The 23,321-nt window shown below is 45.8% G+C and carries 26 protein-coding genes and 2 riboswitches; of the genes, 15 read left to right on the forward strand and 11 right to left on the reverse strand.

Annotated elements, in window-relative coordinates; genetic code table 11:
- The first annotated feature begins 10 nt into the window (after positions 1-10).
- Entirely contained in the window at positions 11-1,258 is a 1,248-nt protein-coding gene (locus KI350_RS09665; RefSeq protein ID WP_003180990.1) for a glutamate-5-semialdehyde dehydrogenase, read from the forward strand.
- A gap of 110 nt (positions 1,259-1,368) precedes the next feature.
- Positions 1,369-1,791 (forward strand): organic hydroperoxide resistance protein, encoded by a 423-nt coding sequence (locus KI350_RS09670; RefSeq protein ID WP_081106686.1) that lies wholly within the window; start codon positions 1,369-1,371, stop codon positions 1,789-1,791.
- 41 nt (positions 1,792-1,832) lie between these two features.
- Here KI350_RS09670 and KI350_RS09675 read toward each other — a convergent pair whose 3' ends face one another.
- Positions 1,833-2,285 (reverse strand): MarR family winged helix-turn-helix transcriptional regulator, encoded by a 453-nt coding sequence (locus KI350_RS09675; protein WP_003180993.1) that lies wholly within the window; start codon positions 2,283-2,285, stop codon positions 1,833-1,835.
- 159 nt (positions 2,286-2,444) lie between these two features.
- Here KI350_RS09675 and ohrB point away from each other — a divergent pair, with 159 nt between their 5' ends.
- Together ohrB and KI350_RS09685 are read left to right on the forward strand one after the other, a co-directional pair.
- Positions 2,445-2,858 (forward strand): organic hydroperoxide resistance protein OhrB, encoded by a 414-nt coding sequence (ohrB, locus tag KI350_RS09680; protein ID WP_003180995.1) that lies wholly within the window; start codon positions 2,445-2,447, stop codon positions 2,856-2,858.
- 71 nt (positions 2,859-2,929) lie between these two features.
- Entirely contained in the window at positions 2,930-3,595 is a 666-nt protein-coding gene (locus tag KI350_RS09685) for a hypothetical protein (protein ID WP_003180997.1), read from the forward strand.
- A 29-nt stretch (positions 3,596-3,624) separates the two neighbouring features.
- On the opposite strand, the gene guaD is transcribed toward KI350_RS09685, so the two are convergent.
- Positions 3,625-4,095: a guanine deaminase gene (gene guaD, locus KI350_RS09690; RefSeq protein WP_003181000.1), complete on the reverse strand. Its 471-nt coding sequence runs from the start codon at positions 4,093-4,095 to the stop codon at positions 3,625-3,627.
- Between the two features lie 146 nt (positions 4,096-4,241).
- On the opposite strand from guaD, the gene KI350_RS09695 reads away from it, so the two are divergent.
- Entirely contained in the window at positions 4,242-4,874 is a 633-nt protein-coding gene (locus KI350_RS09695) for a histidine phosphatase family protein (protein ID WP_003181002.1), read from the forward strand.
- A 42-nt stretch (positions 4,875-4,916) separates the two neighbouring features.
- On the opposite strand, the gene KI350_RS09700 is transcribed toward KI350_RS09695, so the two are convergent.
- From KI350_RS09700 to KI350_RS09715, 4 genes are all read right to left on the reverse strand, one after another.
- Entirely contained in the window at positions 4,917-5,630 is a 714-nt protein-coding gene (locus tag KI350_RS09700) for a hypothetical protein (RefSeq protein ID WP_003181005.1), read from the reverse strand.
- Complete coding sequence (locus tag KI350_RS09705) at positions 5,627-5,941, reverse strand: WXG100 family type VII secretion target (protein WP_003181007.1); 315 nt, start codon at positions 5,939-5,941, stop codon at positions 5,627-5,629. The genes KI350_RS09700 and KI350_RS09705 overlap by 4 nt, the downstream gene beginning before the upstream one ends.
- Before the next feature lie 207 nt (positions 5,942-6,148).
- On the reverse strand, positions 6,149-8,437 hold the full coding sequence (gene metE / locus KI350_RS09710) for a 5-methyltetrahydropteroyltriglutamate--homocysteine S-methyltransferase (RefSeq protein ID WP_212930472.1): 2,289 nt from the start codon (positions 8,435-8,437) through the stop codon (positions 6,149-6,151).
- A 148-nt stretch (positions 8,438-8,585) separates the two neighbouring features.
- Positions 8,586-8,774: riboswitch (cobalamin riboswitch) on the reverse strand.
- Between the two features lie 130 nt (positions 8,775-8,904).
- Positions 8,905-9,858: a S8 family peptidase gene (locus KI350_RS09715; RefSeq protein WP_023856779.1), complete on the reverse strand. Its 954-nt coding sequence runs from the start codon at positions 9,856-9,858 to the stop codon at positions 8,905-8,907.
- Between the two features lie 292 nt (positions 9,859-10,150).
- On the opposite strand from KI350_RS09715, the gene KI350_RS09720 reads away from it, so the two are divergent.
- From KI350_RS09720 to KI350_RS09730, 3 genes are all read left to right on the forward strand, one after another.
- Positions 10,151-10,306, forward strand: a complete 156-nt coding sequence (locus KI350_RS09720) for a transcriptional regulator SplA domain-containing protein (RefSeq protein WP_020451111.1) — start codon at positions 10,151-10,153, stop codon at positions 10,304-10,306.
- Between the two features lie 139 nt (positions 10,307-10,445).
- Positions 10,446-10,610, forward strand: a riboswitch (M-box (ykoK) riboswitch).
- A gap of 248 nt (positions 10,611-10,858) precedes the next feature.
- Positions 10,859-12,214 carry a magnesium transporter gene (gene mgtE, locus KI350_RS09725; RefSeq protein ID WP_020451112.1) on the forward strand — a complete coding sequence of 452 codons (1,356 nt, stop codon included), beginning with the start codon at positions 10,859-10,861 and terminating at the stop codon, positions 12,212-12,214.
- A gap of 89 nt (positions 12,215-12,303) precedes the next feature.
- Positions 12,304-12,711, forward strand: coding sequence for a hypothetical protein (locus tag KI350_RS09730; RefSeq protein WP_020451113.1), 408 nt, complete (start codon positions 12,304-12,306; stop codon positions 12,709-12,711).
- Positions 12,712-12,741: 30 nt separating this feature from the next.
- Here KI350_RS09730 and KI350_RS09735 read toward each other — a convergent pair whose 3' ends face one another.
- Entirely contained in the window at positions 12,742-13,074 is a 333-nt protein-coding gene (locus KI350_RS09735) for a MerR family transcriptional regulator (protein ID WP_020451114.1), read from the reverse strand.
- Between the two features lie 191 nt (positions 13,075-13,265).
- Between KI350_RS09735 and KI350_RS09740 the strand changes: the two genes are divergently transcribed.
- The 3 genes from KI350_RS09740 (at position 13,266) to KI350_RS09750 (ending at position 14,341) form a co-directional block, all read left to right on the forward strand.
- A complete protein-coding gene (locus tag KI350_RS09740; protein WP_095323572.1) occupies positions 13,266-13,421 on the forward strand; it encodes a hypothetical protein in 156 nt (51 codons plus the stop codon).
- A 104-nt stretch (positions 13,422-13,525) separates the two neighbouring features.
- A complete protein-coding gene (locus KI350_RS09745) occupies positions 13,526-13,705 on the forward strand; it encodes a hypothetical protein (protein ID WP_025812004.1) in 180 nt (59 codons plus the stop codon).
- A 174-nt stretch (positions 13,706-13,879) separates the two neighbouring features.
- Positions 13,880-14,341, forward strand: coding sequence for a MarR family winged helix-turn-helix transcriptional regulator (locus KI350_RS09750; protein WP_020451117.1), 462 nt, complete (start codon positions 13,880-13,882; stop codon positions 14,339-14,341).
- Between the two features lie 5 nt (positions 14,342-14,346).
- Here KI350_RS09750 and KI350_RS09755 read toward each other — a convergent pair whose 3' ends face one another.
- From KI350_RS09755 to KI350_RS09765, 3 genes are all read right to left on the reverse strand, one after another.
- Positions 14,347-16,197, reverse strand: a complete 1,851-nt coding sequence (locus tag KI350_RS09755; RefSeq protein WP_025812000.1) for a DNA ligase D — start codon at positions 16,195-16,197, stop codon at positions 14,347-14,349.
- Between the two features lie 3 nt (positions 16,198-16,200).
- Positions 16,201-17,073: a non-homologous end joining protein Ku gene (ku, locus tag KI350_RS09760; RefSeq protein WP_212930473.1), complete on the reverse strand. Its 873-nt coding sequence runs from the start codon at positions 17,071-17,073 to the stop codon at positions 16,201-16,203.
- A gap of 147 nt (positions 17,074-17,220) precedes the next feature.
- The gene (locus tag KI350_RS09765; RefSeq protein ID WP_023856782.1) at positions 17,221-18,873 is read right to left on the reverse strand and encodes a diguanylate cyclase domain-containing protein; all 1,653 of its coding nucleotides are present in this window, start codon (positions 18,871-18,873) and stop codon (positions 17,221-17,223) included.
- A 289-nt stretch (positions 18,874-19,162) separates the two neighbouring features.
- On the opposite strand from KI350_RS09765, the gene KI350_RS09770 reads away from it, so the two are divergent.
- The 4 genes from KI350_RS09770 (at position 19,163) to KI350_RS09785 (ending at position 22,983) form a co-directional block, all read left to right on the forward strand.
- The gene (locus tag KI350_RS09770; RefSeq protein ID WP_026579816.1) at positions 19,163-19,804 is read left to right on the forward strand and encodes a DedA family protein; all 642 of its coding nucleotides are present in this window, start codon (positions 19,163-19,165) and stop codon (positions 19,802-19,804) included.
- Between the two features lie 272 nt (positions 19,805-20,076).
- Positions 20,077-20,844 carry a TerC family protein gene (locus tag KI350_RS09775; RefSeq protein ID WP_039072683.1) on the forward strand — a complete coding sequence of 256 codons (768 nt, stop codon included), beginning with the start codon at positions 20,077-20,079 and terminating at the stop codon, positions 20,842-20,844.
- A 295-nt stretch (positions 20,845-21,139) separates the two neighbouring features.
- The gene (gene sigI, locus KI350_RS09780; protein WP_039072684.1) at positions 21,140-21,898 is read left to right on the forward strand and encodes an RNA polymerase sigma factor SigI; all 759 of its coding nucleotides are present in this window, start codon (positions 21,140-21,142) and stop codon (positions 21,896-21,898) included.
- Positions 21,895-22,983, forward strand: a complete 1,089-nt coding sequence (locus tag KI350_RS09785; RefSeq protein WP_039072685.1) for an anti-sigma factor domain-containing protein — start codon at positions 21,895-21,897, stop codon at positions 22,981-22,983. The genes sigI and KI350_RS09785 overlap by 4 nt, the downstream gene beginning before the upstream one ends.
- Positions 22,984-22,995: 12 nt before the next feature.
- Here KI350_RS09785 and KI350_RS09790 read toward each other — a convergent pair whose 3' ends face one another.
- Positions 22,996-23,193, reverse strand: coding sequence for an alpha/beta-type small acid-soluble spore protein (locus KI350_RS09790; protein ID WP_020451125.1), 198 nt, complete (start codon positions 23,191-23,193; stop codon positions 22,996-22,998).
- Between the last annotated feature and the right edge of the window lie 128 nt (positions 23,194-23,321).

Genomic DNA, 23,321 nt, shown 5'->3' on the forward strand with positions numbered 1-23,321 from the left:
GGATGAAAGAATGAGCGAAGTGATTGAAAAAGCAAAAAAGGCCAAAGTCGCAAAGGAAGAACTGGTTCATCAGCCGACTGAAAGGAAAAATGAGGCGCTTTCCTTTATCGCCGAGGCCATCCGCTTTAAGCAGGATGAGATATTGGCAGAAAACGAGAAAGATATCGTCCGCGGCAAAGAAAAAGGCTTTTCGCCTGCGCTGCTTGACCGCCTTGCCTTAACGCCGGAGAGGCTGAATGATATAGCAGACGCCGTCATGCTGCTCACAAAGCTTGAAGACCCTGTGGGGGAAACGCTTGAAACGATCCGCAAAGACAACGGGCTTTTCATTGAAAATGTCAGGGTCCCGCTCGGAGTCGTCGGAATGATCTATGAGGCTCGTCCGAATGTAACGGTCGACGCCGCAACCCTTTGTTTGAAAACGGGAAATGCCGTCATCCTGCGGGGCAGTTCGTCAGCCATCAACAGCAATAAAGCGCTCGTCCGCGTGATCAGGGAAGCGCTCGAACGCTCGGCGCTTCCAGAGGATGCCGTTCAGCTCATTGAAGATACAAGCAAAGAAACGGCAAAACAGCTGTTCACTTTAAACGACGGCTTGGATGTGCTCATCCCGAGAGGAGGGAAAAACCTCATCGATATGGTGGTGCGGGAATCCACAGTGCCTGTGCTTGAAACAGGCGCGGGGAACTGCCACATATTCATTGATGAATCGGCTCAGCCAGACATGGCTGAGCAGGTTGTAATCAATGCCAAAACGCAGCGCCCTTCTGTCTGCAATGCGATTGAAACGGTGCTCATCCATAAAGGCTGGGCGGAAGAGCATACGAAAGCGCTTCTTCAAAAGCTTGAAGAAGCGGGCGTTGAAATCAGGGGAGACGAAGCCGTATGCACGATGCTGCCTTCTGCGGTTCCAGCTCGCGAGACCGACTGGGGAACCGAGTTTCTTGCGCCGGTTGTCAGCATCAAAACCGTTGCCGGAATCGATGAAGCCATCCGGCACATCAGACAGTACGGCACACGTCATTCGGAAGCGATTCTGACTGAAAATCAGGAAAACGCCCGGTATTTCTTAACGTCTGTTGACGCTGCAGCTGTTTACCACAATGCTTCAACACGTTTTACAGACGGCTTTGAATTCGGCTACGGCGCCGAAATCGGCATCAGCACGCAAAAGCTTCACGCACGGGGGCCGATGGGCCTTAAAGCGCTGACTTCTTCTAAATATATCATTAAAGGAAACGGACAAATCCGGATATGAAAGTGTGGCATCCTGTCTCGAATGAAGACAGGATGTTTTTTGTTGTGTTATCACTTTTAATTTTATAAAATTAAATTGTTCACAATATAAATTAAAGGAGACGATAAATCATGAAACCGCTATTTACCTCGCAAGCCACTGCCAATGGTGGCAGAGACGGACAAGTCACCTCATCTGACCGCGTCCTTGAGCTGGAGCTGGCCATGCCGGGAACGCCAAAAGCCAAGGAAAACGAAAATGCCACCAACCCGGAGCAGCTGTTTGCCGCCGGATACGCGGCATGCTTTGACAGCGCATTGCAATTGACCGCCCAAAAGGCGCGTCTTCGAATGGAGACAGAGGTGACGGCGAACGTCAGCCTTCTGAAAGATGAAGCAGATGGAGGCTATAAGCTCAGTGTCACACTGCAAGTAAAAGGAACCGGCGTTGAACAGAGGGAGCTCGAAAAACTCGTCCATCAAGCTCATACCGTTTGCCCGTATTCAAAAGCAATTTCCGGAAATGTTGATGTCAACCTTGAAGTGATGTCTTAAAAAAGAGGCGCCTTCGATATGAAGGCGCCTTTTTGCTGTCTTTACAGCACATCTGTTTTTTTCGTCAATGAAGCAAGAAGGGATTCAAGCGTTTGCTTCAAGTTTTTCAGTTCGCCAGCCGACAGATCGGTCTGGGCGATCATGTGCTGCGGAATGCTGCTTGCTTTTTCTTGGAGTGCCTGGCCGCCTGCTGTCAGTCTGACAATTACAGACCGTTCATCTTCAGGTGACCGCTCTCTTGTTAAAAGCCCGTGCTGCTCCATTCTCTTCAGCATCGGCGTCAGTGTGCCGGAATCGAGATAAAGGAGCTTGCCCATTGTTTTGACGCTTAATTCCCCGTGTTCCCATAATAAAAGGAGCGCGAGGTACTGCGGATACGTAATATTGAGTTCATCAAGCAGAGGCTTGTAAAGCTTCGTCATTTCACGCGAGCTTGCATAAAGGAGAAAGCAAAGCTGTCTGTCAAGCCTCATATGTTCAAATTCGTTTGCCATCGTTTCACCAACTCTTTTTTATGTTCCTTTTTATTGTATAAGATTTTGCGTTCTTTTCCCATTGATCGGCTGAAAACCCGAAAAAACAAAAACGGATGTTTAAAAAACTCATTTTGTGAAATATAAAGAGTAGAGGAAAAAACGTAAGGAGGAATCAGGATGACTGCATTGTTTACAGCAAAAGTCACGGCAAAAGGCGGAAGATCCGGACATGTCAAATCAGATGACGGGGTTTTGGACCATAACATTGTCATGCCAAATGAAAAAAAAGAAGGCGAATCAGGGACAAATCCTGAACAGCTCTTTGCGGCGGGATACGCGGCGTGCTTCGGCGGCGCATTGGAACATGTCGCAAAACAAAAAGGCATTGACATCGATTCTGAGGTCGAAGGCCATGTGAGCTTGCTGAAGGATGAGAGTGACGGCGGTTTTAAAATCGGCGTCAAGCTAATCGTCACAGCAGGCGGGGTAGAAAAAGAAAAAGCGAAAGAGCTGGTCGAAGCCGCTCATGACTTTTGCCCTTATTCAAAAGCGACGAGAGGAAATATCGACGTCAATCTTGAAGTAAAATAAATAAACGGGAAAGATGAAAACGAGAAAGCAAACAAAGCTTGTTTGCTTTCTTTTTTAGAAAGGAGCAGCATATGGCATATCTTAAAAAAGCGCTTGTGTTCTCCGTGCTTTCTCTCGCTATTGTCCTTGCAGGATGCGGAACCGGAGCGGCGGAGAAGAACAACGGCAATCAATCCCCGGCTGATACGGCCAAGCAGAAAGCACCTGATTTGAAAACATATTCCCTTGACAAAAATATCCGGTCTGAAGAAGATTTTGATTTGATAGGCAAGTATGTTCATGCTGAAGATGACCAAATCACGCTCGAAATAAAGGATAAGGAACTGATTGTTCCGAAAAGCAGCCGCTTTCACAGCGAAGAAGACCATGATGACTTAATCGGGAAGCTTGTGAAGGTAGAGGTGGATGGAAAAACGCAAGAAGCGGAAGAAGCCGAGCTTATGCCGCAGTCAAAAGCCGACCAAAATGGCGTATATGAGGAGGAGAAAGACGGCAGCCGAAAAATCATCGCCACGTTTGTCAGCGAGTCGGAGCAAAACATTACAATCAAAACAAAAGCAGGGGAAAAAACTTATCAGAAAACAGCCGATTTTGAGAGGGATGTCGCCGAAGCACCTGAAAAACTGAAAGGGAAAATTGTCAGGCTTGAAATTGAAAAGGATGGAAAAGCAGAAAGCCTTGATTTGGAATCGGAAGATCAAAAGCTTGAATGGTATGAGCCGTCTGCTTCAAAATAAAAAAAGCTTCCTGATGAAGGAAGCTTTTTTTAATATTCCACTTTTTGATCGGTCTTTTCCCATGTGAGAAAAGGTTCAAGCTTTGCTTGAAGGTCCATTTTATAAAAAGGAATTTTCCGTTCGCTTTTCGTTTTGGTGATTTCTTCATAAATAAAAGAGTCGTCAAAACCGGCCGATGCGGCATCCGAATGCTGAGCGGCGAAGTAAACTTCCTTCGGTCTCGCCCAGTAGATGGCTCCCAGGCACATGGGGCACGGTTCACAGCTTGTATAAAGAATGCAGTCGTTCAGCTGATAATCGCCAAGTGCTTCACAGGCGAGCCGAATAGCCGTTACTTCCGCGTGCGCGGTTGGATCATTGCTTGTTGTGACATTGTTTTTTCCCTCGGCGATAATTTGGCCGTCTTTGACTATCACAGCGCCAAAAGGTCCGCCTGTGCCGCTTTTCACGCTCTCCACCGCAAGGTCGATGGCGCGCTGCAAAAATGCTTCATGATTCATTTCTGTATCCTCCTTGGTTGTCTTGCCTTCTTATTATAGCTGATGGACCCGGCAAAATAAACACATGTCAGAATATTCAGCATATTTGATTTCAAACCGCACATCGCATACAATGAATGCTAGAATAATGAACGGGGGATGATGTTTTGCTTACATTGTATATTGCAAGACACGGTCAGACGGAATGGAATATTGAAAAAAGAATGCAAGGCTGGGAAGACTCCAATTTAACGGCTTTGGGACTGGCAAACGCAAATGCCCTCGGCGAACGGCTGAAAGATGTTCAATTCCAAGCCGCATATTCCAGTCCAAGCGGCCGGGCCGTTGATTCTGCGCGGGCTATGCTGCAGAACCGCAGCATTCCCTTTATAACAGACGACAGATTAAAAGAAATCTCGATCGGCCGCTGGGAAGGGAAAACGTATGATGAGATCAAACAAAGTGATCCTGACTTGCTGGAAGCGTATTTTAATACGCCTGAAACATATATGCCCGATGAAAGCGAGAGCTTTTACGATTTTGAAAGGCGGGTCAGTCAGGCGTATCAATTCATTCTCCGCCGCCATCGGGAAGGCAATGTCCTCATTGTCAGCCATTCCGTGTTTATATTGATGCTCTTGAATCTTATAAAAAAGAGGCCGGTCGGTGAACTATGGAACTCAAGCTATGTTCATGACACAGCTCTTGCGGTTGTAACGGTTTCCGAGGATGGAAGCGCCGCGATTGAAAGAGAAGGAGACGGTGAACATAGAGTAGAAGCAAAGAATGCCACCTGGTAGGCATGCCAAAAAGCCTGATGTTGGAATCAGGCTCCGAGGCTCCTAGCCGGAATATATTTTGGCACTGAAGCTGTGAAGCGTGTCGGCGGTAATTGTTTTGTTTTTTGAAAGACAAACGGTTTTGACATCTGCCGCATCTGCTTCCGCTTTTTTTCCGAAAAGTAAGACTGTAAGAGAAAGCGGGCCTTTTGCGATTTGCTGATATGCCAGAATGCAAAGGTTGTCGGCGATTGTGCGGCTGATCATGCGGCGCGCCGACCACAGCTGCTGCTGTCCCTCTTCATCAAACTGAATATATGCTGCGGCTCGTTTTTTTGTAATGAGTCCTGACAGACCGTTTTGTTTGATCTGCTTCATGAGAGCGAGCGGTTCAGACAGCGGCGGTGCGGTCAGTTTATAGCTGCCAGGGGAACATTTGGCTGCAGCCAAAGAAGACATGATCGGCAGGTAGCCGGCCAAATGCCCGCCGCTGTGAAAGAGCTTCTCCGCAAGCATCTGATCGGTCTTTTTCATGCGGATTTCTGTAAAGTGCAGGAGATGCTGCAAATCATCGAGCGTGTGTAAAAATCCTTTGAGTTCATGTTCCATTTCGGATTGCGCCTGATCGATGCCGCATGTTCTTGCTGTTTTCACGCTGGAGAAAAGAACATGAAAATGACGGTTCAAAAGGCGTATTAAATCGCTGATTCGCTGGTGGGAATAGCGAAATTGGCGGGCGAGGGCGTGCAGATCATTGATGTTCAGCCGGATCGTCATATCAGCTCCTCGGCTTTCAGCTGAAGCCGTTCAATTTCTTCGTCCGCCTGCTCTTTAATGGTCCTCAGCTTGTCATACACGCGCGATTCCGCCCGGTCGAGATCGTCCAAAAGCGCGTCATACATTTCGCGCGCCTGTCCGCGCCATCCGTTGATATACGTTTGGTGTGCTTTTAAAATAGAAGAACTTTCCTGCCTCAGCTCATCAATGGCGGCATTCACATCTTTTACGTATAGCTGAAGAGAGTGAATGTCTTCCTGATATATTTTTCGCTTGATTTTTCGTTCTAACGCTATTCCATCGTCAATCACTACATATTTTCCTTCCCTTCCATCATCTACTACAAATATGTTAAAAGAAAAGGATACGGAAGGAAATCGTACGAATGAATCAAAAGTCTTAATGTTTTTTGGGCGGACATACCTTGTATAACGGTTCTTTTGGCCTAAAAAGGGCTGGAGCCATGAAAAGAGCCGCCCGTGTGAACAGGCGGCGTTTGTAGTGGATTTTTTGTGAAATTAAACAGTCTGAGCCAGTTTGCCTCTTGCTTGTTTGGCTGCTTCAACCATATTCTTAAGCGCTGCGATCGTTTCCTCTGGCTGTCTCGTTTTTAAACCGCAGTCAGGGTTTACCCAGAAGCGATCAGCCGGGCAGACTTTCAGCGCGTCTTCTATGATCGTGAGCATTTCATCGCTGGAAGGGACGCGAGGGCTGTGAATATCATATACGCCAAGACCAAGCCCTTTCAGGTAAGGGTGCTGTTCCAGATAATCAAGAAATCCGCCGTGGCTTCTGCTGTGCTCGATCGTAATGACGTCTGCGTCAAGATCTTCGATCGCGTCTACGATATCTTCAAAGTTGCTGTAGCACATATGCGTATGGATTTGCGTCGTATCTTCCACAGATGAAGTGGACAGTCTGAACGCTTCTGCAGCCCATTTGAGATACTCGTCCCAATCCCGTTCTTTAAGCGGCAGGCCTTCTCTCAAGGCGGGTTCATCGACCTGGATGATTTGAATGCCTGCTTTTTCGAGCGCTTCAACCTCTTTGCGGAGAGCTTGGGCGATTTGGAAGGCAATCTCTTTTCTCGGCAGATCATAGCGGGCAAAGGACCAGTTTAAAATGGTAACAGGACCTGTCAGCATGCCCTTGACTTTCTTCGAGGTCAAGGATTGGGCGTAAACTGTTTCTTTTACCGTCATCGGCTCTTTAAACTCGACATCTCCGTAGATGACCGGCGGACGGACGCAGCGGGAACCGTATGACTGAACCCAGGCGTATTTGGTAAAGGCGAATCCTCCGAGCTTTTCACCGAAATATTCAACCATGTCTGTCCGTTCGAATTCTCCGTGAACGAGAACGTCAAGTCCGAGGTCTTCCTGAATGTCAATCCATTTCTTTGTTTCTTTCTGAATAAATACTTCATACTGCTCGTCAGACCATTCTTTTTTCCGCCATTTTTGCCGCGCGCTCCGCACTTCCGCTGTCTGCGGGAAGCTGCCGATCGTCGTTGTCGGCAATAGAGGAAGTCCGAGAGATTCATTTTGGATCCGCAGTCTTTCTTCAAAAGCTGTCGGGCGTTTAAAGTCTTCCTCGGTCAGCTTGTCTATTTCTTCGGCAAAGGCCGAATTTGTCGCTGCACCGTATTGTTTGAGAGCTTGAAGGTGCCCGTGAGCTTCATCGATTTCCGTTTGGATGGCCGCTTTTCCGGAAACAAGTCCGTTCTTCAGCAGTGTAAGCTCCAGAAGCTTTTCTTTTGCAAAAGATAAACCGTTCAAGAGATCATCGGCAAGCTGCTCGTCCGGGTGTTTTGCGACAGGGACGTGAAGCAGGCTGTTTGAAGACTGAATCCAGACTTCGTCAACACCCGCACTCTGGATCAGCTCAAGCGTCAGGTCCAGGCGTTCTTCGAGATTGGCTTTCCAAATGTTGCGCCCGTCTAAAATACCGGCGGCAAGGACTTTGCCTTTAGGAAAACCGTGCGCTTTTAAATGCTCGAAGTTTTTCCCTTTATCATGAACAAAATCAAGACCAATCCCGGCGACAGGAAACGATATCAGCTCTTCATAAGCGTCAACCGAATCAAAGTAGGTTTGCAGAAGGATATTCACTCCAGGGACTTCCTCTGTAATCGTCTGATAGATTTCTTTGACTGCAGCCGCTTCTTCATGTGAAGCCGTCACTAGAGCAGGCTCGTCGATTTGCACCCATTTGCCGCCTTCCTGCTCAAGCTCTTTCAGAACTTGGATGTAAAGAGGCGTCATTTGGCTATAAATATCTTTGATATCTTGTTGTTCATAGCCTTTTGCAAGGGCTACGAAAGTGTAAAGGCCGAGTATGACGGGCTTCGTTTCTGTTCCCAATGCTGCTTTTGCTCTTTTATAATCTTCAAGCGGTTTGTTTCTCGTCACGCGGTATTGTGCGCCTTTTTCAAATTCAGGCACAATATAATGGTAGTTTGTGTTAAACCATTTTGTCATTTCACACGATACAGCATCTTTCGTGCCTCTCGCCATTGCGAAATAAGTATCTAACGGATCATGTACATCCTTGAATCTTTTTGGAATCCAGTTGAACATCACCGCCGTGTCAAGAACGTGGTCGTACAGGGTAAAGTCGGAAACCGGTATGATATCGATTTGCTGATCAAGCTGGGTCTGGAGGGCTGCTAAAAATTGTTCGTCCATTTCTTTTAAAAAGGTCTCACGGTCTGTGTTTCCTTTCCAATAAGCCTCAAGCGATTTTTTCCATTCTCTGTTCAAGCCGATTCTTGGAAATCCCAAGCTACTCGTTTTTACATTTGTCATTCTGGTCTCCTCCTTTAGTGTTCAATAAAAAAAGACACTCACACTTCGGACAATGAGAAGGTGAGTGCCTGAAAACAGCATTTTGCGAACGAGAAATAAACGTAGCGATTGTTACGTCAACTCGAACACCTCCTATCGACCGTAGGTTGATGGTGCGTCAGAACAGGCAGGTCTCCTGGCTCATGAATCGACGGTTATTTCCCCCTTCCCGTATAGAAACAGTGGGTTTTATGAAATAACCTCCTCATTCACAGTGGCGGGACCGCGTCGGATTTTCACCAAACTTCCCTTTTAAAATCTAACCTCGTTAGATTACCATGTTCCCGGCGATGAAATTGTTTAGTAGATTATATACCGTCACGATCTTTTAGTCAAAATAATTTTTGAATTCTTGCAATTAAAAAGATTCGGCCTTATCGATAGCCATGAAAAAGGCCGCCGACATTGTCGGCAGCCTCCTTAGGCTGTTAAAGGGAAAGAAGTTTTGCTTCGCCGGCTTTTTCCGCCAGTACCTCCGGCGCCGACAAATATAAGAATCCATTGCCGATCAGCGCTTTTGAGTAATCAAGAGGAAGCGTGCGGCGGATTAACTGAGCATACAGTTCCGGTTCTGTCAGCTTCCGTTTAAACGCCTCTTCTTCAGCTGACTTGATGAGAGCGAGCGCGCCGCTGACGTGCGGTGTGGCCATCGATGTTCCCGTCAGCTTTCCGTATTGATGATCGGGCAATGTAGAGAGGATTTCTTCTCCTGGTGCAACGAGGTCAATTTCTTTGTTCGCATTTGAGAATTCGGAAGACTCCCGCGTCAATGACACAGACCCGACAGCGATGACTTCGTTGTATGCAGCAGGGTATGAGTACTCCTCTGTACGGTCATTGCCGTCGCCTTCGTTTCCGGCGGCGCAGACGACGAGCACTCCGTTTTTCACGGCGTTTGTCACCGCTTCTTTCAATTCCGGAACGTCGGCAGGTCCGCCGAGCGACATTGAAATGATATCGGCTTTTTGTTCGACGGCGTAGTTGATCCCGTTGATGATCCATTCATAATCGCCGCTGCCGTCTTCACCGCCGAGCACCTTGACGATTAATAGGTTCGCTTCAGGTGCCACGCCGGAGATGCCGCCGTTTTGATCGTTTGCGGCAATCGTACCCGCCACATGGGTGCCATGTCCATTATAATCATGAAATTGATCTTCTTTTCCATTGTCATCATCAGTAAAGTTTCTGCCTCCGATGATTCGGTCTGCCAAATCGGGATGGGTTGCGTCACAGCCTGTATCAAGCACTGCGACAGTGATATCTTTTCCTTTAAAACCTTGTGACCACAGCTCCGGTGCCTTAATCGCATCGATTCCTTCCGGCAATTCGTTCACGTCCATCAGCTTTGTGTCAGTGACATAAGGAATTAATCGCATTTGCATTTCAAAGCCCTCCCTGTTATATGCTGCTTTAGATGGGTTACAAGGTGCGTGATTTTATTGTAAAACATTCACTTTGTTAAAAAAAGGTTCATTTGTATGAATTTTATGAAAAGTTAAAAAATATAGATAATAGAGGAGAAAAGTCGAATAACTGCGAACAATGCTGGAATTGTAAGCGAAAAGACCTGTGAAATCGGCGAAAGGGCGAGAGAATCACTATATATATGAGATTTCGCTTCATCATATTATCCCGGCAAAAGGATATCCTATTATAAAAAGGAGTTGATACAGGGTGAAAGAACAAGAAAACGAAAAAAGAGACGAATTGTCAATCGAGCAGGCGGAGTTTGTGCCGCATCCAAAATATGAAGGAGAATACGCGCTTTTGCTGCACGAAAACTATCACCTGCTGTCAAAGGACGACCTTGAACAGGATAGCGAAAAGTAAGAACGGAGCTCGGCATCTCGGCGAAAGAGCTGGTTTAATTTTGACGAAAAAGGGAATCAACCATAATAGAGAGCATTAAGTTTGCTTTTCTTATTGACAGTTATCCTTTTTTTCTGTAATCTCATTGTGTCCGGTAAATACAGCTCTTCGTTAGGTGAGGCTCCTGTATGGAGATACGCTGCTGCCCAAAAATGTCCAAAGACGCCAATGGGTCAACAGAAATCATCGATCTAAGGTGATTTTTAATGCAGCTGGCATGCTGCCTATGCCATACAGTGCTAAAGCTCTACGATGGAAGGCGTTAGGGTTTTATTTTGTATGGCTTTTAACACCTTCATTTCAATGAAATAGGTGTTTTTTTATTTTTTGAGGAAAGTGAACTTTCCGTATTAAACAAGGAGGTGGAAGTATGGATTCTCCCCATTCGAGGCGGTTTAATCATACGAGAAATATTTTACAGCATCACACATTGATTGATGAGGAGATCCTTATACTTCACCCCTTTTGCTATGGTGATATAAGGATCTCCTGAAAAGGGAGGTACAGATTGCCATGGTAAAAAACATGACATATGATGAACTGATTTTACGCATTATTATTTTACTGAGAGACGGAAAACGAAAAGAGTTTCAAAACGTTTTAGAGGAACTGCAGCCTTATGATATGGCGATTCTGTTTAAGGAAATGCCCGAAAAGCACCGCGGCCGGTATCTGTCTTTTTTAACGGTTGAAGACATTACCGATCTCATGGGCGAACTGGACAGAGAAGAGCAGCTTGTCGTTCTGAACAAGGTCGGCAAGGAAAAGGCGATCCATGTGATGAATAAAATGGACAACGACGACCTTGCCGCGCTCTTCGAGGAAATGGACTCAGAGCTGAAAGACCAGCTTCTTTCCAGTATGGAAGCGGAAGAATCTGAAGCGGTCCGCGTTCTGATGAACTACCCACCTGAAACAGCGGGAAGAATCATGACAAACCGCTATGTCTGGATTCCGCAGCATTACACGGTAAAAGAAGCGGTTGTCAAGCTGAAAAGCTTTGCGGAAATCGCGGAGTCGATCAACTATTTATACGTTATCAATGAACAAAAGCAGCTTGTCGGGGTTATCTCATACCGGGATCTCATTTTGGCAGAACCCGATGAGAAGGTTCAGGAATTAATGTTTACAAGGGTCATCTCGGCGGACGCTCTTCAAGATCAGGAAGAAGTCGCAAGGCTCATTGAGCGGTACGACTTTCTGGCGATTCCCGTTGTAGAAAAAAACCATGAGCTTGTCGGGATCGTAACGGTCGATGACATTATTGACATCGTCATCCAAGAAGCGAATGAAGACTACGAAAAATTTGCTGCATCAGGTAAAGCAATCACGTTTGATACAAAATCGTATGTCGCTGCATATCGACGTTTGCCGTGGCTGATCTTGCTTCTGTTCATCGGTTTGATCTCAGGCAGCATCATGAGCTATTTTGAAGACACACTGCAGCAGGTTGTCGCATTGGCCTTTTTTATGCCGATGATTGCAGGAATGACGGGTAACACCGGAACGCAGTCTCTCGCTGTCGTCATCAGAGGGCTGTCAAAAGAAGAACTCAATAAAAAAACGATTTTCCGCTTGATTTTCCGGGAGCTCAAGGCCGGCATTATTATCGGCGTTGTTTGTGCGGTCGTGATTACAGGAATCGCGATTGTATGGCAGGGGAATCTGCTGCTCGGATTTGTGGTAGGGACTTCGCTCTTTGCCACACTGATCATCGGAACGATGGCGGGAACGATCGTCCCGATCATCCTTCACAAGTGCAACGTCGACCCTGCGATTGCATCGGGTCCGCTGATCACAACTTTAAATGACATTTTGTCACTGCTGATCTACTTCGGTATTGCAACTGCATTCATTCATTCACTGTAAGACAGCAGCCCTCCTTTTTAGGAGGGTTTTTTGCTTGCCAGAATCCGTAAAAGCCTATATATTTTAGGCAGAGATCAGGGGGGATTGGTATGAGAAGATTTGCAGCTGTGCTGATTTGTTTAGCCGTTGCAATGGTTGCTGCCGGCTGTCAGAATGAAGATGAAGGAAAAGACAGGCGGCTCGTCGCAGTCGAGGGTATGCTTGAGGCGATATTGAACGATGATGTGTCAAAGATGAAGCGGTTGTACGTGGAGGGCGCAACCCCCTCTCCGGAAACAATCCTGGAAAACAAACAGAAATGGGGAATTTCCGGGCTTCGTGCTGATGATTTTCAAATTTCTGAAGCGAGCATCCATGTGTTTCATGCCGCTTACAAGATGGAAAATACCGGTCAGCCCGGAACGATCGCGTTTCGGATACGCAATGATCCAGATAAAGGCGTTATGATTGATTTCATCGGATACATAAAGGAAACGAAACAGCAGGAAAACAGGTGACGAATCATCCGGAGGGTATGATTCGTTTTTTTAGCGGTTTTTGTATTTAAAATGAGCGTTAAGCTGTCCTTCGAGCATTTTCTTTCTGAGCTGCTGGTCGTTTTTCAGTCTCTGTTCTTTTTTGCGCATATCTTTGAGGATTTCTGCCGTCTGAACACCGTCTTCCCGCTTGTTTGCGATTTCCATCAGCCGTTCGACGTCAGCAAAGGAATACTTGCGCGTGCCTCTTGAAGAGCGCTGCGGATAGATCAGCTTGCGTTCTTCGTAATAGCGGATCTGCCTGACCGACAAACCCGTCAGCTCGCTGACAATGCCAATAGAAATCACTTTTTTATCTTTATAAGAAAGATCTTCGACTGTCATTTTCCCACCCCTAAGATGACTTTTTTTGTATTATATAAGAAAACGCGCGAAAAAACCTGACGTTTGTTAGAAAATCTAACATTGTTGAAAAACTTTTAAAAAAATCGCGGAAGAAAAGTTTACAGGAACCATGCGAGGGGTAAAAGTGTTTTGTATACTGTAGGTACAGACTGATGAGGAGGAATCGTTGGATGAAGGAACACAAAGCCGTCACGCTCGCCAAAGAAATCGTTGCTTTAGACATTAAGAGAGACGAATTGCTCGAGACATTCATGAAGCTTGCCGGAAAGGATGCGTTTCCGCTGCTGAGGGCGGTGCAGAACGGCTTTTATCAAAAGTCCTCTTAAATCCGGAAGCGGGCGTGAAAGCAAACTTTACACAGCCTTAAAGCCTGGTTAATAAATAAGGTCTATTCTTATATTACAACACACGAAAATGAAAGGAGAAAATCATGAGCAGATTGTTAAAAAACGCTTTGGAAAAGGAAAGAAACCACTATTTAAAAAAACTGAACTCACTCGGTGAGTATAATCAGGATGTTTTGCAGAGGATGACGATTACGGAGCTCAGAAATGAATATTTTTATTTTTTCCGGAAAAATAAAGCCCGTTTTCAAAATCGGCCATTTTGAAAAAAACGGGCTTCTTTTTAATATCTTAAAAAAAATAAGCAGGAGTTTTCTTTCGGATAACGAAAATATATACATATAGAATATGGGAAAAGCATGACCCTTTCTTTTTCTATATTTGTAAGGGTTTTCATTTCCCGGGTGCATTTTAAGAAAATAGTATAAGAGGTAGATGATATGAGACTTTCGTTTAATGAGGAAGAAGTACACCGTGCTATGTCGCTGTACAAGGTTTTTGCCAGGGCTTTTAAAAGCGTTTCAGAACATAGTATTCGGGACAGCAAGGAACACGGCTTTAATCCTACAGAATTTGCTGTATTGGAGCTTTTGTATACGAGGGGAGCCCAAAAGCTGCAGCAAATCGGCTCGAGGCTGCTCCTTGTAAGCGGAAACGTAACCTATGTGATCGACAAATTGGAAAAAAACGGTTTCATCAAACGAGAGCAGGACCCGAAAGATAAACGGTCTGTCTATGCGAATTTGACAGAGAAGGGAAAGGCATATCTCGATGAGATTTATCCGATCCACTCCCTGAGAATTGCGCGGGCTTTTTCAGGCTTAACAAAAGAGGAACAGGAGCAGCTGATGGCCCTTCTGAAAAAAGCCGGAATCCACAGCCAGCACCTATTGTTTCGCTGAAAAAGTCAGTTTTCCGTACGGTCATTTTCTTTTAAGTGATCGAGAATAGCTTTGATCTGTTTGTCTTGGGGCTGTCTGAAGAAGCTTTCGAAAGGGCATCCGAGTTCCTTTGTGCGTTTGATGACAGCCTCCATCGTAAAATTTGAGGGTGCCAAGTCTGAATGGACTTCATCCCAAAACAGCGGTGCGGCCACTGTGCCAAGCTCATTGCCTCTTGTGGAATACGGGCAGATAATCGTTTTTCCCGGAGCGTGCTGCACATAGTCAATATAGAGTTTTCCGCCCCTGTTTTTAATCAGGCGTTCGGTTGTGAACAGATCGGGAAAAAGCGAGACACAATAAGAAGCCGCAAAGCTTGTGAAAAGGCGGGTTTCTTCATAAGTAAAGGCGTTTTTTGAAATCGGAATATAGATTTGTATCCCTTTATTTCCCGACAGCTTTGGAAAAGATAAGAGGCCGAGCTGATCAAATAAACGGTGAAGCTCTTTCGCGGCTCTGACGGCCAGCGGAAACGCCGACCTTGAAGGCGGATCGAGATCGAAAACGATTTCGGTCGGACGGGTCGTATCCGCTGTTTGAAAAGGGATATGGAACTCCAGCGCAAGCTGATTGGCAAGCCACAGCAGAACCGAATAATCGCTGCAGATGATATGCTCGTGCTCGTCATCCCGAATCGACGTGATAAATTCGGGTGCGTAGTCGGGCTTGTTTTTTTGAAAAAAAGATTCTCCGCCGGAACCGTGCGGATAACGGATAACGGTAAGCGCCCGATTGTCGAGAAACGGAAGCAGAAAATCGCCGATTTCATTCAGGTATCCGATGTAATCCGCTTTTGTTTTATTGCTTTTAGGAAAGATGACTTTATCAAGGCTTGTCAGCTGCAAATCGGGGTGGACGTTTCTTGAATGAAGCAGCAGGCGCTTGTAAGTACAATCTTCCCAAGCCATGTCAAATTCAAAAGAAACAAACGACACCTCGCGCAATGTCCCGTCATGAATCGTTAAATAATGGACCGTCATGCAAATCGACGGATCTATGGTATATTCGCCGGGCTTTGTTTCGGTTCCGTACTGCTTGACGATTGAAAGAATGGCGTTTCTTTCCTGTTCTCCAAGTCCGTGGGAAACCGAACCGACTTCTTTGATTTGACCGCGGTCATAGACGGCGATGGTCAAATAACGGTTTGCCATGTTGTAGCCTGTCATAAATACAGCTGCTTTTTTGTAGTTTTTGAGCTTGAGCCATTCGGCTGTTTTTTTACTTTCAGCCCAGCGGCTGTCTTTTTTCTTCGCGACAATTCCCTCGCCGTCAAACCTTTTAACAGCATGCCAAAGAGCATGGAAATCTGAAGTGTCAGGGATGTATTGAATTCGTGCGTAAGCCATCGGATCGGGAGCCATCGGCAAGCCGAGTTCTTTCATCAGGTCGGAAAGCATGCGTTTTCGTTCGGTATAGGGGAGCGGGGTTACACTTTCTCCTTTAAAGACCAGTAAATCAAAAGCGAGGTACTGACACGGTTTCTTCGCGGCAGCTTGTTCAATCGACTCGGTCTTTTTGCTTAACCCTCTTTTTTGGACGTATTCAAACCGGGAACGAAAACGGTTTGTCAACGACACAATTTCCCCGTCAATTGTGATCGGCAAGTGTTCTTTGAGATTTTCGATCATGCTTTTTGCAAACTCCGTAATTTCCGGAAATGTGTTTTCGAGCGGCTGCGCGTTTCTGCTGATGAGCGAAACGTCGCCGGCCGCGGAAATTTTTAAAAGCCCCCGATACCCGTCATACTTGGCTTCATATCGCCAATTGCCGCCTGAAGGAGCGGATGTGGTCAATACGGGCTGCATCGTGATTCCCATTTTTTATTTTGCCTCTGAAGCTTTTTTGCGCGACGTTTTTTTCTTTTTTTCCCCGGTTCCTTTTGCAACAGGCGCTTTTGCCGCTTCCCGGTCAGGCGCTTTTGTTCGTTCGATGCTGGCTTGGAGAGCGCTCACGAGATCGATGACATCTTCGCGCGGAGCGGCGGCCCCGGCATTTGGCGTGACACCCTCATGATGATCGATTTTCTCTTTGATTTTATCCATCAGCGCAAGTCTGTACGTATCTTCATATTGTTCAGGCGCAAATGTCGTCGTCAGCTCGTCTATTAGTGAAATCGCGGTTTGCAGCTCTTTTTCGTTGACCGCGGTTTCCTCCGGAACACCGGGTACGTGGGCCGCGTTTCGGACTTCATCAGGGTAGTGGATGGACTCCATTAAAATACAGTTTTCGTAGACGCGAAGAATGGCGAGCTGTTTTTTTGAGCGGATGGTCATATGGGCGATCCCGATCTTTTCTGTTTTTCTGAGCGCTTCGCGCAAAAGGGAGTACGCTTTTACACCGTTATCTCCCGGTCCGACGAAATATGAACGGTTGAAATAGATGGGGTCGATTTCCTTTAGCTGGACAAAATCAACAATTTCGACAGCTTTGTCTTCCTGCTCTTCTTTGAGCTGTTTCAGCTCATCGTCCGATAAGACGACGTATTTGCCTTTAACATATTCGTAGCCTTTGACGATGTCGTCGGGCGCGATTTCCTGGTGGCAGTTTGTGCACTTTTTCTCATACTGAATCGGGGCGCGGCATCCTTTATGAAGCGACCTTAATTTAATATCCTTATCCTCTGTCGCTGCGAACAGTTTAATGGGGATATTGACAAGGCCGAAGCTGATTGAGCCTTTCCACATCGTATGCATCGGTTCGGTTCAACTCCTTTTCTTTTATTGATGCCTCTCTGCAGATTGTTTCATGAATAGCAACTTATGGATAACAGCGCGAAAAAAAGCATCCAGGCTTCGGCCCGGATGCTTGCGGCGATACAGTGATTTGCTTGGGGAAAGCGCTTAGTTCGGCTCGGGTTCCTCCTGCAAAGACGGCCTGTTCTTTCTGGCGAGAGAAGAAGAAAAATATTGATATCTGCTTTTGCTTTTGTGCTTCGCGGCGTACATGGCCATGTCGGCTTTTCTCATCAGCTCATCACCGTCTGTTCCATCGGCCGGGGAAACGGCGATTCCGATGCTGACGGATGTTTTGAGACGGTGCTCTTTAATGTGAAAAGGCGTTTCAAACTGACTGATCAATTGCCTGGTCAGCTGATCGGTTCCATGTAAAGGGGCGACAATGATAAATTCGTCACCGCCTAACCGGGCGATGAAGCCTTCATCAGGCACACAATGCGCCAAACGCTGTGCTGCTGCCACCAGCAGCAGATCTCCGACGTCGTGGCCAAGGGCGTCATTAAACACTTTGAAACGGTTTAAATCCAAAAACAATACGGCCGTCCCCGTCTTCTGCCGCTCCAGAGCATTTGCGAGATGGTCGACTGCATACCGTCTGTTTGGCAAATCTGTCAACGCGTCATAGTGAGCCATTCTATGGATTTTGCGTTCTGCTTCACGCTGGTTTGTCATATCTTTACAAATGACATAAATGCTGTCAAGCTGCTTTCTGACGTACACCGGTATCAGCGTCACATTTACATCAAAACGCTTTTCAGCTATTTCGATTTCCGTGTCGCGGTTGAGGGCCTGTTTTTCATTTTGGACCTGAAGAAACCAGTTGAGCAGTCTGTCATGATCCTCCTGTCGAAAAAACGAAGACAGGCGCTCAGGCTCAACTCCCATTTTTTCAAGAAGGCTGTATCCCGATGAATTGGCGGAAAGCATTTTGCCTTCAAGTGAAAACACGTAGATCGGATCAATGTTGTGGTTAATTAAGGACTGGAACCGTTCCTCATTATCTTTGATTTTCTCGATATGAAACAGCAGACGCTTGTCAGTGAAGGCGCCGAAAATCAAGAAGCATTGAAGCATCAGGCTGACAAGTACGATCATAATGCCCAGTTCAATTGCATCGATTCCTTCGCGGCCTGTATCACGGCCGTCAGTCATGAAAAGAGTAGCTGCTGCCATTCCTGTATAGTGCATGCCGGAAATGGCACCGCCCATTAAAAGCGCGCTTCCGATTTTAATGAACAAGATCCGAAAGGAGCCGGTTTTTTTGGCGAATACCACCGACAGTTTTAAGGCAGCGAAGGAGGCGAAAATGGCGATTGCAAAAGAGGCGGCATAAAGAACGGGATGATAGACGATTGTCATATTCTCCATCGCCTCCATCCCGAGAAAATGCATGGATGCGATCGCACTTCCCATTGCAAGGGAGCCCGCCGCCAGTCTTGCATTCGTCGGTTCTTTTCCATTCACAACATAAAATGAAATGAGCGAGCCTGCGAAAGCGGCAACAATCGAAAGCAAGACGAATCTCAAATCGTATTTCATTTCTTCGGCTGTCTGAAATGACAGCATCCCGATAAAGTGCATAGACCAGATACCAAGCCCCATCGTGAGGGATCCGGCCAAAAGCCATCCGATATTTTTCCTGCCCTTTGTATGGACGACCCGTTCCGATAAATCAAGGGCTGTGTATGCTGCCAAAACCGCAGTGATATAGGATAAAAGAACGAACCATCCATTATATTCACCAAAAACTTCTGTCACTTTCTTCTCCGCCTTTTTGTACTATGATGAAAAATCTGAATTTCTATACTGTATTATGAAAGGCCAGACTGCCGTACTCTTAACCGTTGACATAAAAAAAGCGGCAATAGCGCTACATCCGGTATAATTCGTGAATTATACTATATATAATGAAATTCGCCAATAAAAAATGATATCCTTCTGCTCTTTCTAAGGAGGACTTCCCATTTTGCTCTTCAATTTTCCTGAATTGTGTTAAAATCGTTTTTGTACGTTCTTTGGAACTTGAAATTATCAATCGTCAAAGGTTGTGGTCGATATCGAGGAGTTTATTTTATCATTGGCTGAGGCGTTTAAGAGCCTCTCGTATTTAGGGATTTTTCTGGCGCTGTGCATCGAATTCGTGCCGGCTGAAATCGTTCTGCCGCTTGCCGGCTACTGGGTGTATCAAGGCGATATGTTGCTGATCGGGGTCGTTGCCGCAGGTTCACTGGGAGGTGTCGCAGGTCCGCTGACGCTTTACTGGCTCGGGAGGTACGGGGGGCGGCCGTTTTTGGAGCGCTACGGCAAATACTTCTTCATTAAGCCTGAAGCGCTCGAAAAATCGGACAGGTTTTTTGAAAAGCACGGGGGGTTTGTCGCATTCAGCGGCCGGTTTATACCGGGCATCAGAACGCTGATTTCCATTCCGTGCGGACTCGCTAGAATGAACGTGTGGGTGTTTTGTATTTATACATTCCTTGCGATCACGCCGATTACGTTCGTCTATGTCTATTTAGGCTTTTACCTCGGCGAAAACTGGAGCAAGGTCGGCAGCCTATTGGACGGATACCTTCTTCCGGTCGGCATCGGATTCATCGTTTTGTTCGTTCTTTACCTTTGGGTGAAAGGCAGGCGGAAGAAAGTCAAATCGCAAAGCGTTTCAACTTTTTTAAATAAAAATAAGGATTGACAGCCGGGCGCATATGAGGTTAATATTATCTTATAATTCAATATTTTCTTTTATCCCAAAGGGGAGTAGCGTCCGGATGTTAAAACCGGAAACAAAGTCGTCAGTTCATGGATGTTCATCCATCGGCTTTGTTGGCATGATTTAATCAATGATAACCATGTCTAGCAAGACCTTTGCCTAATGTTGGCAGAGGTCTTTTTTGTTTTCTGAAAATACCCTGCTGCATTAGCGGGAATAAGAGAAAGAGACAATCACTTAGGAGGAATTATAAAATGGATGCAGCATTATTACTTGAATATTGTTGGGTTCTTCTCATCCTAGTCGGGCTGGAAGGTATTTTGGCCGCGGACAATGCCCTCGTCATGGCGGTCATGGTTAAACACTTGCCTGAAAAAGACAGAAAAAAAGCGCTCTTCTACGGGTTGGCCGGCGCGTTTGTGATGAGGTTCGGCGCTTTGTTTGCGATCTCTTTTCTTGTCAACGTCTGGCAGGTGCAGGCGATCGGCGCCGTCTATCTGCTTTACATCTCCATTCACCATATTTTGAAAACCCATGTTTTCAAAAAGGACGAAAAGGTGAAAGAGTCGAAGCAAAGCGGTTTTTGGCCGACGGTTATCAAAGTTGAGCTGGCGGACATCGCGTTTGCCGTCGACTCGATTTTGGCGGCGGTTGCGCTGGCTGTCACACTTCCGGCAACGAACCTGCCGCAAATCGGCGGACTTGACGGCGGACAGTTCATGGTGATTTTAGCCGGTGGGATTATCGGACTGATTATTATGCGTTTTGCTGCAAGTCAATTTGTGAACTTGTTAAAGAAACGTCCGAGCCTGGAAACGGCTGCTTTTCTGATTGTCGGCTGGGTTGGTGTGAAACTGACGCTCTATACGCTCGCACACCCGCAAATCAACATCGTCTCTGAACATTTTATTCATTCAGGTACTTGGAAGTTCATCTTCTGGGCGGTGCTGATCGCTATTGCGCTCGGGGGATGGTTTATGACAAATCCGAACAAACACGAGAATAAAGCTGCAGAGGAGTAAACAGCTTTCGCCAGACTGCCGGTCTTTCACCGGCGGTCTTTTTTGTTTGCCCGCACTGGGAAGCACTAGGGATGATTGCCCTAGTCCAACCGAAATAAGATTTCATTTTATTAACAGGCGTGTTACAAAAACGGCGGGAAAACCCCCTTAATCGTCAAACAGATCACGAATTGTTCTAGGAGATCAAACAAATCATTGTCACAATTGAAAAATTAGAAATGAATACCGCGTTTTCTCCTTTGCGAATCCCTATCAAATTAGCTATCATTAATGAGTAGTATAGGGAGGAACTGAGGTGAAACCAGTGCTTAGCCTTTTGTTTAAGACAGGAAAAAAGAAACAACAATCATTAGAAGAGTCTGTAATAAGCATACAAAAAGGAAATCAGCAGTTGCAAAACGAGCTTATCCATCAGTATAAGCCTTTTGTGGCTAAAACGGTTTCATCCGTGTGCAAACGATATATAGATGAAAAAGATGATGAATTCAGCATCGGCTTGATTGCATTCAATGAAGCCATTGAAAAATATTCTTCAGATAAAGGAAATTCTCTGCTGGCATTTGCAGAGCTGATCATTAAGCGCAAAGTCATTGATTATATCAGAAAAGAAGCGAGAAATGCCCAGAATATCAATATGGACATGCAAGAAGGAGAAGAACAGGAATCCTCTCAAAGCATGATTGAAGCGGAGCTTTCCATTCATGAATTCAACCGCATGCTCGAACAGGAGCAGAGGCGGGAGGAGATTTTCCATTTTAAAGAAAGGCTTAAAAGTTTTGGCCTGTCTTTTTCCGATTTGCTGGAGCATTCGCCGAAACATACGGATGCAAGGCAAAACGCCATCAAAGTGGCATATACGCTAGTCGAACATGAAGAGTTAAAAAAGGTCTTGTTTGAAAAAAAGCAGCTTCCCGTCAAACAGCTTGAAAAGCTGGTGGCTGTCAGCAGAAAAACCGTAGAGAGAAACCGCAAATATATCATTGCTATGGCGATCATTATAACGGGCGATTATGTTTACCTTAAAGATTATCTAAAAGGGGTGCTCAATTCATGAGAAGAGGAATTATTGTAGAAAAAAATAAAAAATTCGTCACATTGCTAACCCCTGACGGACAATTTTTAAAAGCAAAGAGCACAGAGGAAGATTATGAAATCGGTCAGGAAATTGCTTTTCCCGCGGAGACGAGAATGTCGAGGAAGCGTGCGGGCTTTTTTGATCTGCTTTCGCTCCGTCCGCTGAAAGCAGGCGTTTTTTCAATCGCGGCGATCATGCTGCTCGCTTTCATGATCATCCCTGATGTTTTAAACAATAAAGCATATGCCTATATGACGATCGATATCAATCCAAGCTTTGAATTGACACTCAACAAAAACTGTGAAGTGATCGATTTGGTGCCGCTGAACGAGGATGGGAAGGACTTAATGAGCAGTATAGAAAATTGGGAAAAGTCTGACTTTAAAGAAGTGATCAGTGAAATTGTCGAAGACAGCGATAAGAGCGGTTATGTCACCGAATCAAAAGAAGTGCTTATCGCCACCGTATATGAAAACAATAAAGATGACACATATAAGGCGACGGTAAAAAGCGAAATCGATCATGTAGCGAAAAAATACGAGCAGCAGAACTATAAGATGGAAGCGGTGGAATCAGACCTTGATACGCGTGCAAAAGCACAAAAAGAAGGCATCTCAACAGGCCGTTATATCCGTTCCCACAAAGATGAATTAGAAGACAAAAACAAAGATGATGACAATGAAGATAACAAAGATGATCAAAATCAGGGAGAAGATACAGGAGAAAAAGAGAAAGCTGTGAAAGAAGAAGATCAGCCGGAACAACATACGGATGATGAAGAATCAGATACGGAAGATCATCCGGACGGCGAAAAACCTTCAGATCAAGATCACTCTCAATCTGATCAAGAAATGGAAAAAGAAAAGGAGTCAAAATCCCCTAATACCGAAAACCCTCAAGAACATAACCATAATGACAAAGACGGTCAGCAGTCGGAGGAAGGAACGCAGAGAAGCGGTTCCGGCACAAATCAAGAGAGCCCTAAAACTCCTTATCAAAAGGAGAAAAAACCTTCTGACCAAACAAATCAACAAGAATATCCGCCGAGCGGGCCCGGCGAATAAACCATAGAGTATTTATTTGTCAGTATGCCCATTCATTTGAGCTTGTGCCTGCTGTACAAGTCGTTTTGTCATTTCCCCGCCTACAGACCCGTTTGAGCGAGCGACCGAGTCCGAGCCGAGCTGGACGCCGAACTCCTGGGCGATTTCATATTTGAACTGGTCTAAAACCTGCTCCGCTCCGGGAACGACGAGTTTATTCGTTCTTGCCATGATTCTCAACTCCTTTTTCAATTGGTACTGCTTGTTTAGTTTGAAATGGACTGAGGCTTTTTATGCTGGCAATTGTTGAAGGTGTAAAAAACGCCTGGCTCAATAGCCAGGCGCACCGGTCAGCGGCG

This window comes from Bacillus sp. J41TS8 (assembly GCF_018333035.1).
GTDB lineage: Bacteria > Bacillota > Bacilli > Bacillales > Bacillaceae > Bacillus > Bacillus paralicheniformis.

Excerpts from the sequence above, each read along its gene's own strand:
- KI350_RS09775 (WP_039072683.1), top strand. The coding sequence starts at position 20,077 with ATGGATGCAGCATTATTACTTGAATATTGTTGGGTTCTTCTCATCCTA.
- KI350_RS09700 (WP_003181005.1), bottom strand. The coding sequence starts at position 5,630 with ATGACGATCCGGCTGAACATCAATGATCTGCACGCCCTCGCCCGCCAA.
- KI350_RS09750 (WP_020451117.1), top strand. The coding sequence starts at position 13,880 with ATGAGACTTTCGTTTAATGAGGAAGAAGTACACCGTGCTATGTCGCTG.
- KI350_RS09745 (WP_025812004.1), top strand. The coding sequence starts at position 13,526 with ATGAGCAGATTGTTAAAAAACGCTTTGGAAAAGGAAAGAAACCACTAT.
- KI350_RS09665 (WP_003180990.1), top strand. The coding sequence starts at position 11 with ATGAGCGAAGTGATTGAAAAAGCAAAAAAGGCCAAAGTCGCAAAGGAA.
- KI350_RS09685 (WP_003180997.1), top strand. The coding sequence starts at position 2,930 with ATGGCATATCTTAAAAAAGCGCTTGTGTTCTCCGTGCTTTCTCTCGCT.
- KI350_RS09675 (WP_003180993.1), bottom strand. The coding sequence starts at position 2,285 with ATGGCAAACGAATTTGAACATATGAGGCTTGACAGACAGCTTTGCTTT.
- metE (WP_212930472.1), bottom strand. The coding sequence starts at position 8,437 with ATGACAAATGTAAAAACGAGTAGCTTGGGATTTCCAAGAATCGGCTTG.
- mgtE (WP_020451112.1), top strand. The coding sequence starts at position 10,859 with ATGGTAAAAAACATGACATATGATGAACTGATTTTACGCATTATTATT.
- KI350_RS09740 (WP_095323572.1), top strand. The coding sequence starts at position 13,266 with ATGAAGGAACACAAAGCCGTCACGCTCGCCAAAGAAATCGTTGCTTTA.
- ohrB (WP_003180995.1), top strand. The coding sequence starts at position 2,445 with ATGACTGCATTGTTTACAGCAAAAGTCACGGCAAAAGGCGGAAGATCC.
- KI350_RS09730 (WP_020451113.1), top strand. The coding sequence starts at position 12,304 with ATGAGAAGATTTGCAGCTGTGCTGATTTGTTTAGCCGTTGCAATGGTT.
- KI350_RS09735 (WP_020451114.1), bottom strand. The coding sequence starts at position 13,074 with ATGACAGTCGAAGATCTTTCTTATAAAGATAAAAAAGTGATTTCTATT.
- KI350_RS09715 (WP_023856779.1), bottom strand. The coding sequence starts at position 9,858 with ATGCAAATGCGATTAATTCCTTATGTCACTGACACAAAGCTGATGGAC.
- KI350_RS09785 (WP_039072685.1), top strand. The coding sequence starts at position 21,895 with ATGAGAAGAGGAATTATTGTAGAAAAAAATAAAAAATTCGTCACATTG.
- guaD (WP_003181000.1), bottom strand. The coding sequence starts at position 4,095 with ATGAATCATGAAGCATTTTTGCAGCGCGCCATCGACCTTGCGGTGGAG.
- KI350_RS09755 (WP_025812000.1), bottom strand. The coding sequence starts at position 16,197 with ATGGGAATCACGATGCAGCCCGTATTGACCACATCCGCTCCTTCAGGC.
- KI350_RS09790 (WP_020451125.1), bottom strand. The coding sequence starts at position 23,193 with ATGGCAAGAACGAATAAACTCGTCGTTCCCGGAGCGGAGCAGGTTTTA.
- KI350_RS09670 (WP_081106686.1), top strand. The coding sequence starts at position 1,369 with ATGAAACCGCTATTTACCTCGCAAGCCACTGCCAATGGTGGCAGAGAC.
- ku (WP_212930473.1), bottom strand. The coding sequence starts at position 17,073 with ATGCATACGATGTGGAAAGGCTCAATCAGCTTCGGCCTTGTCAATATC.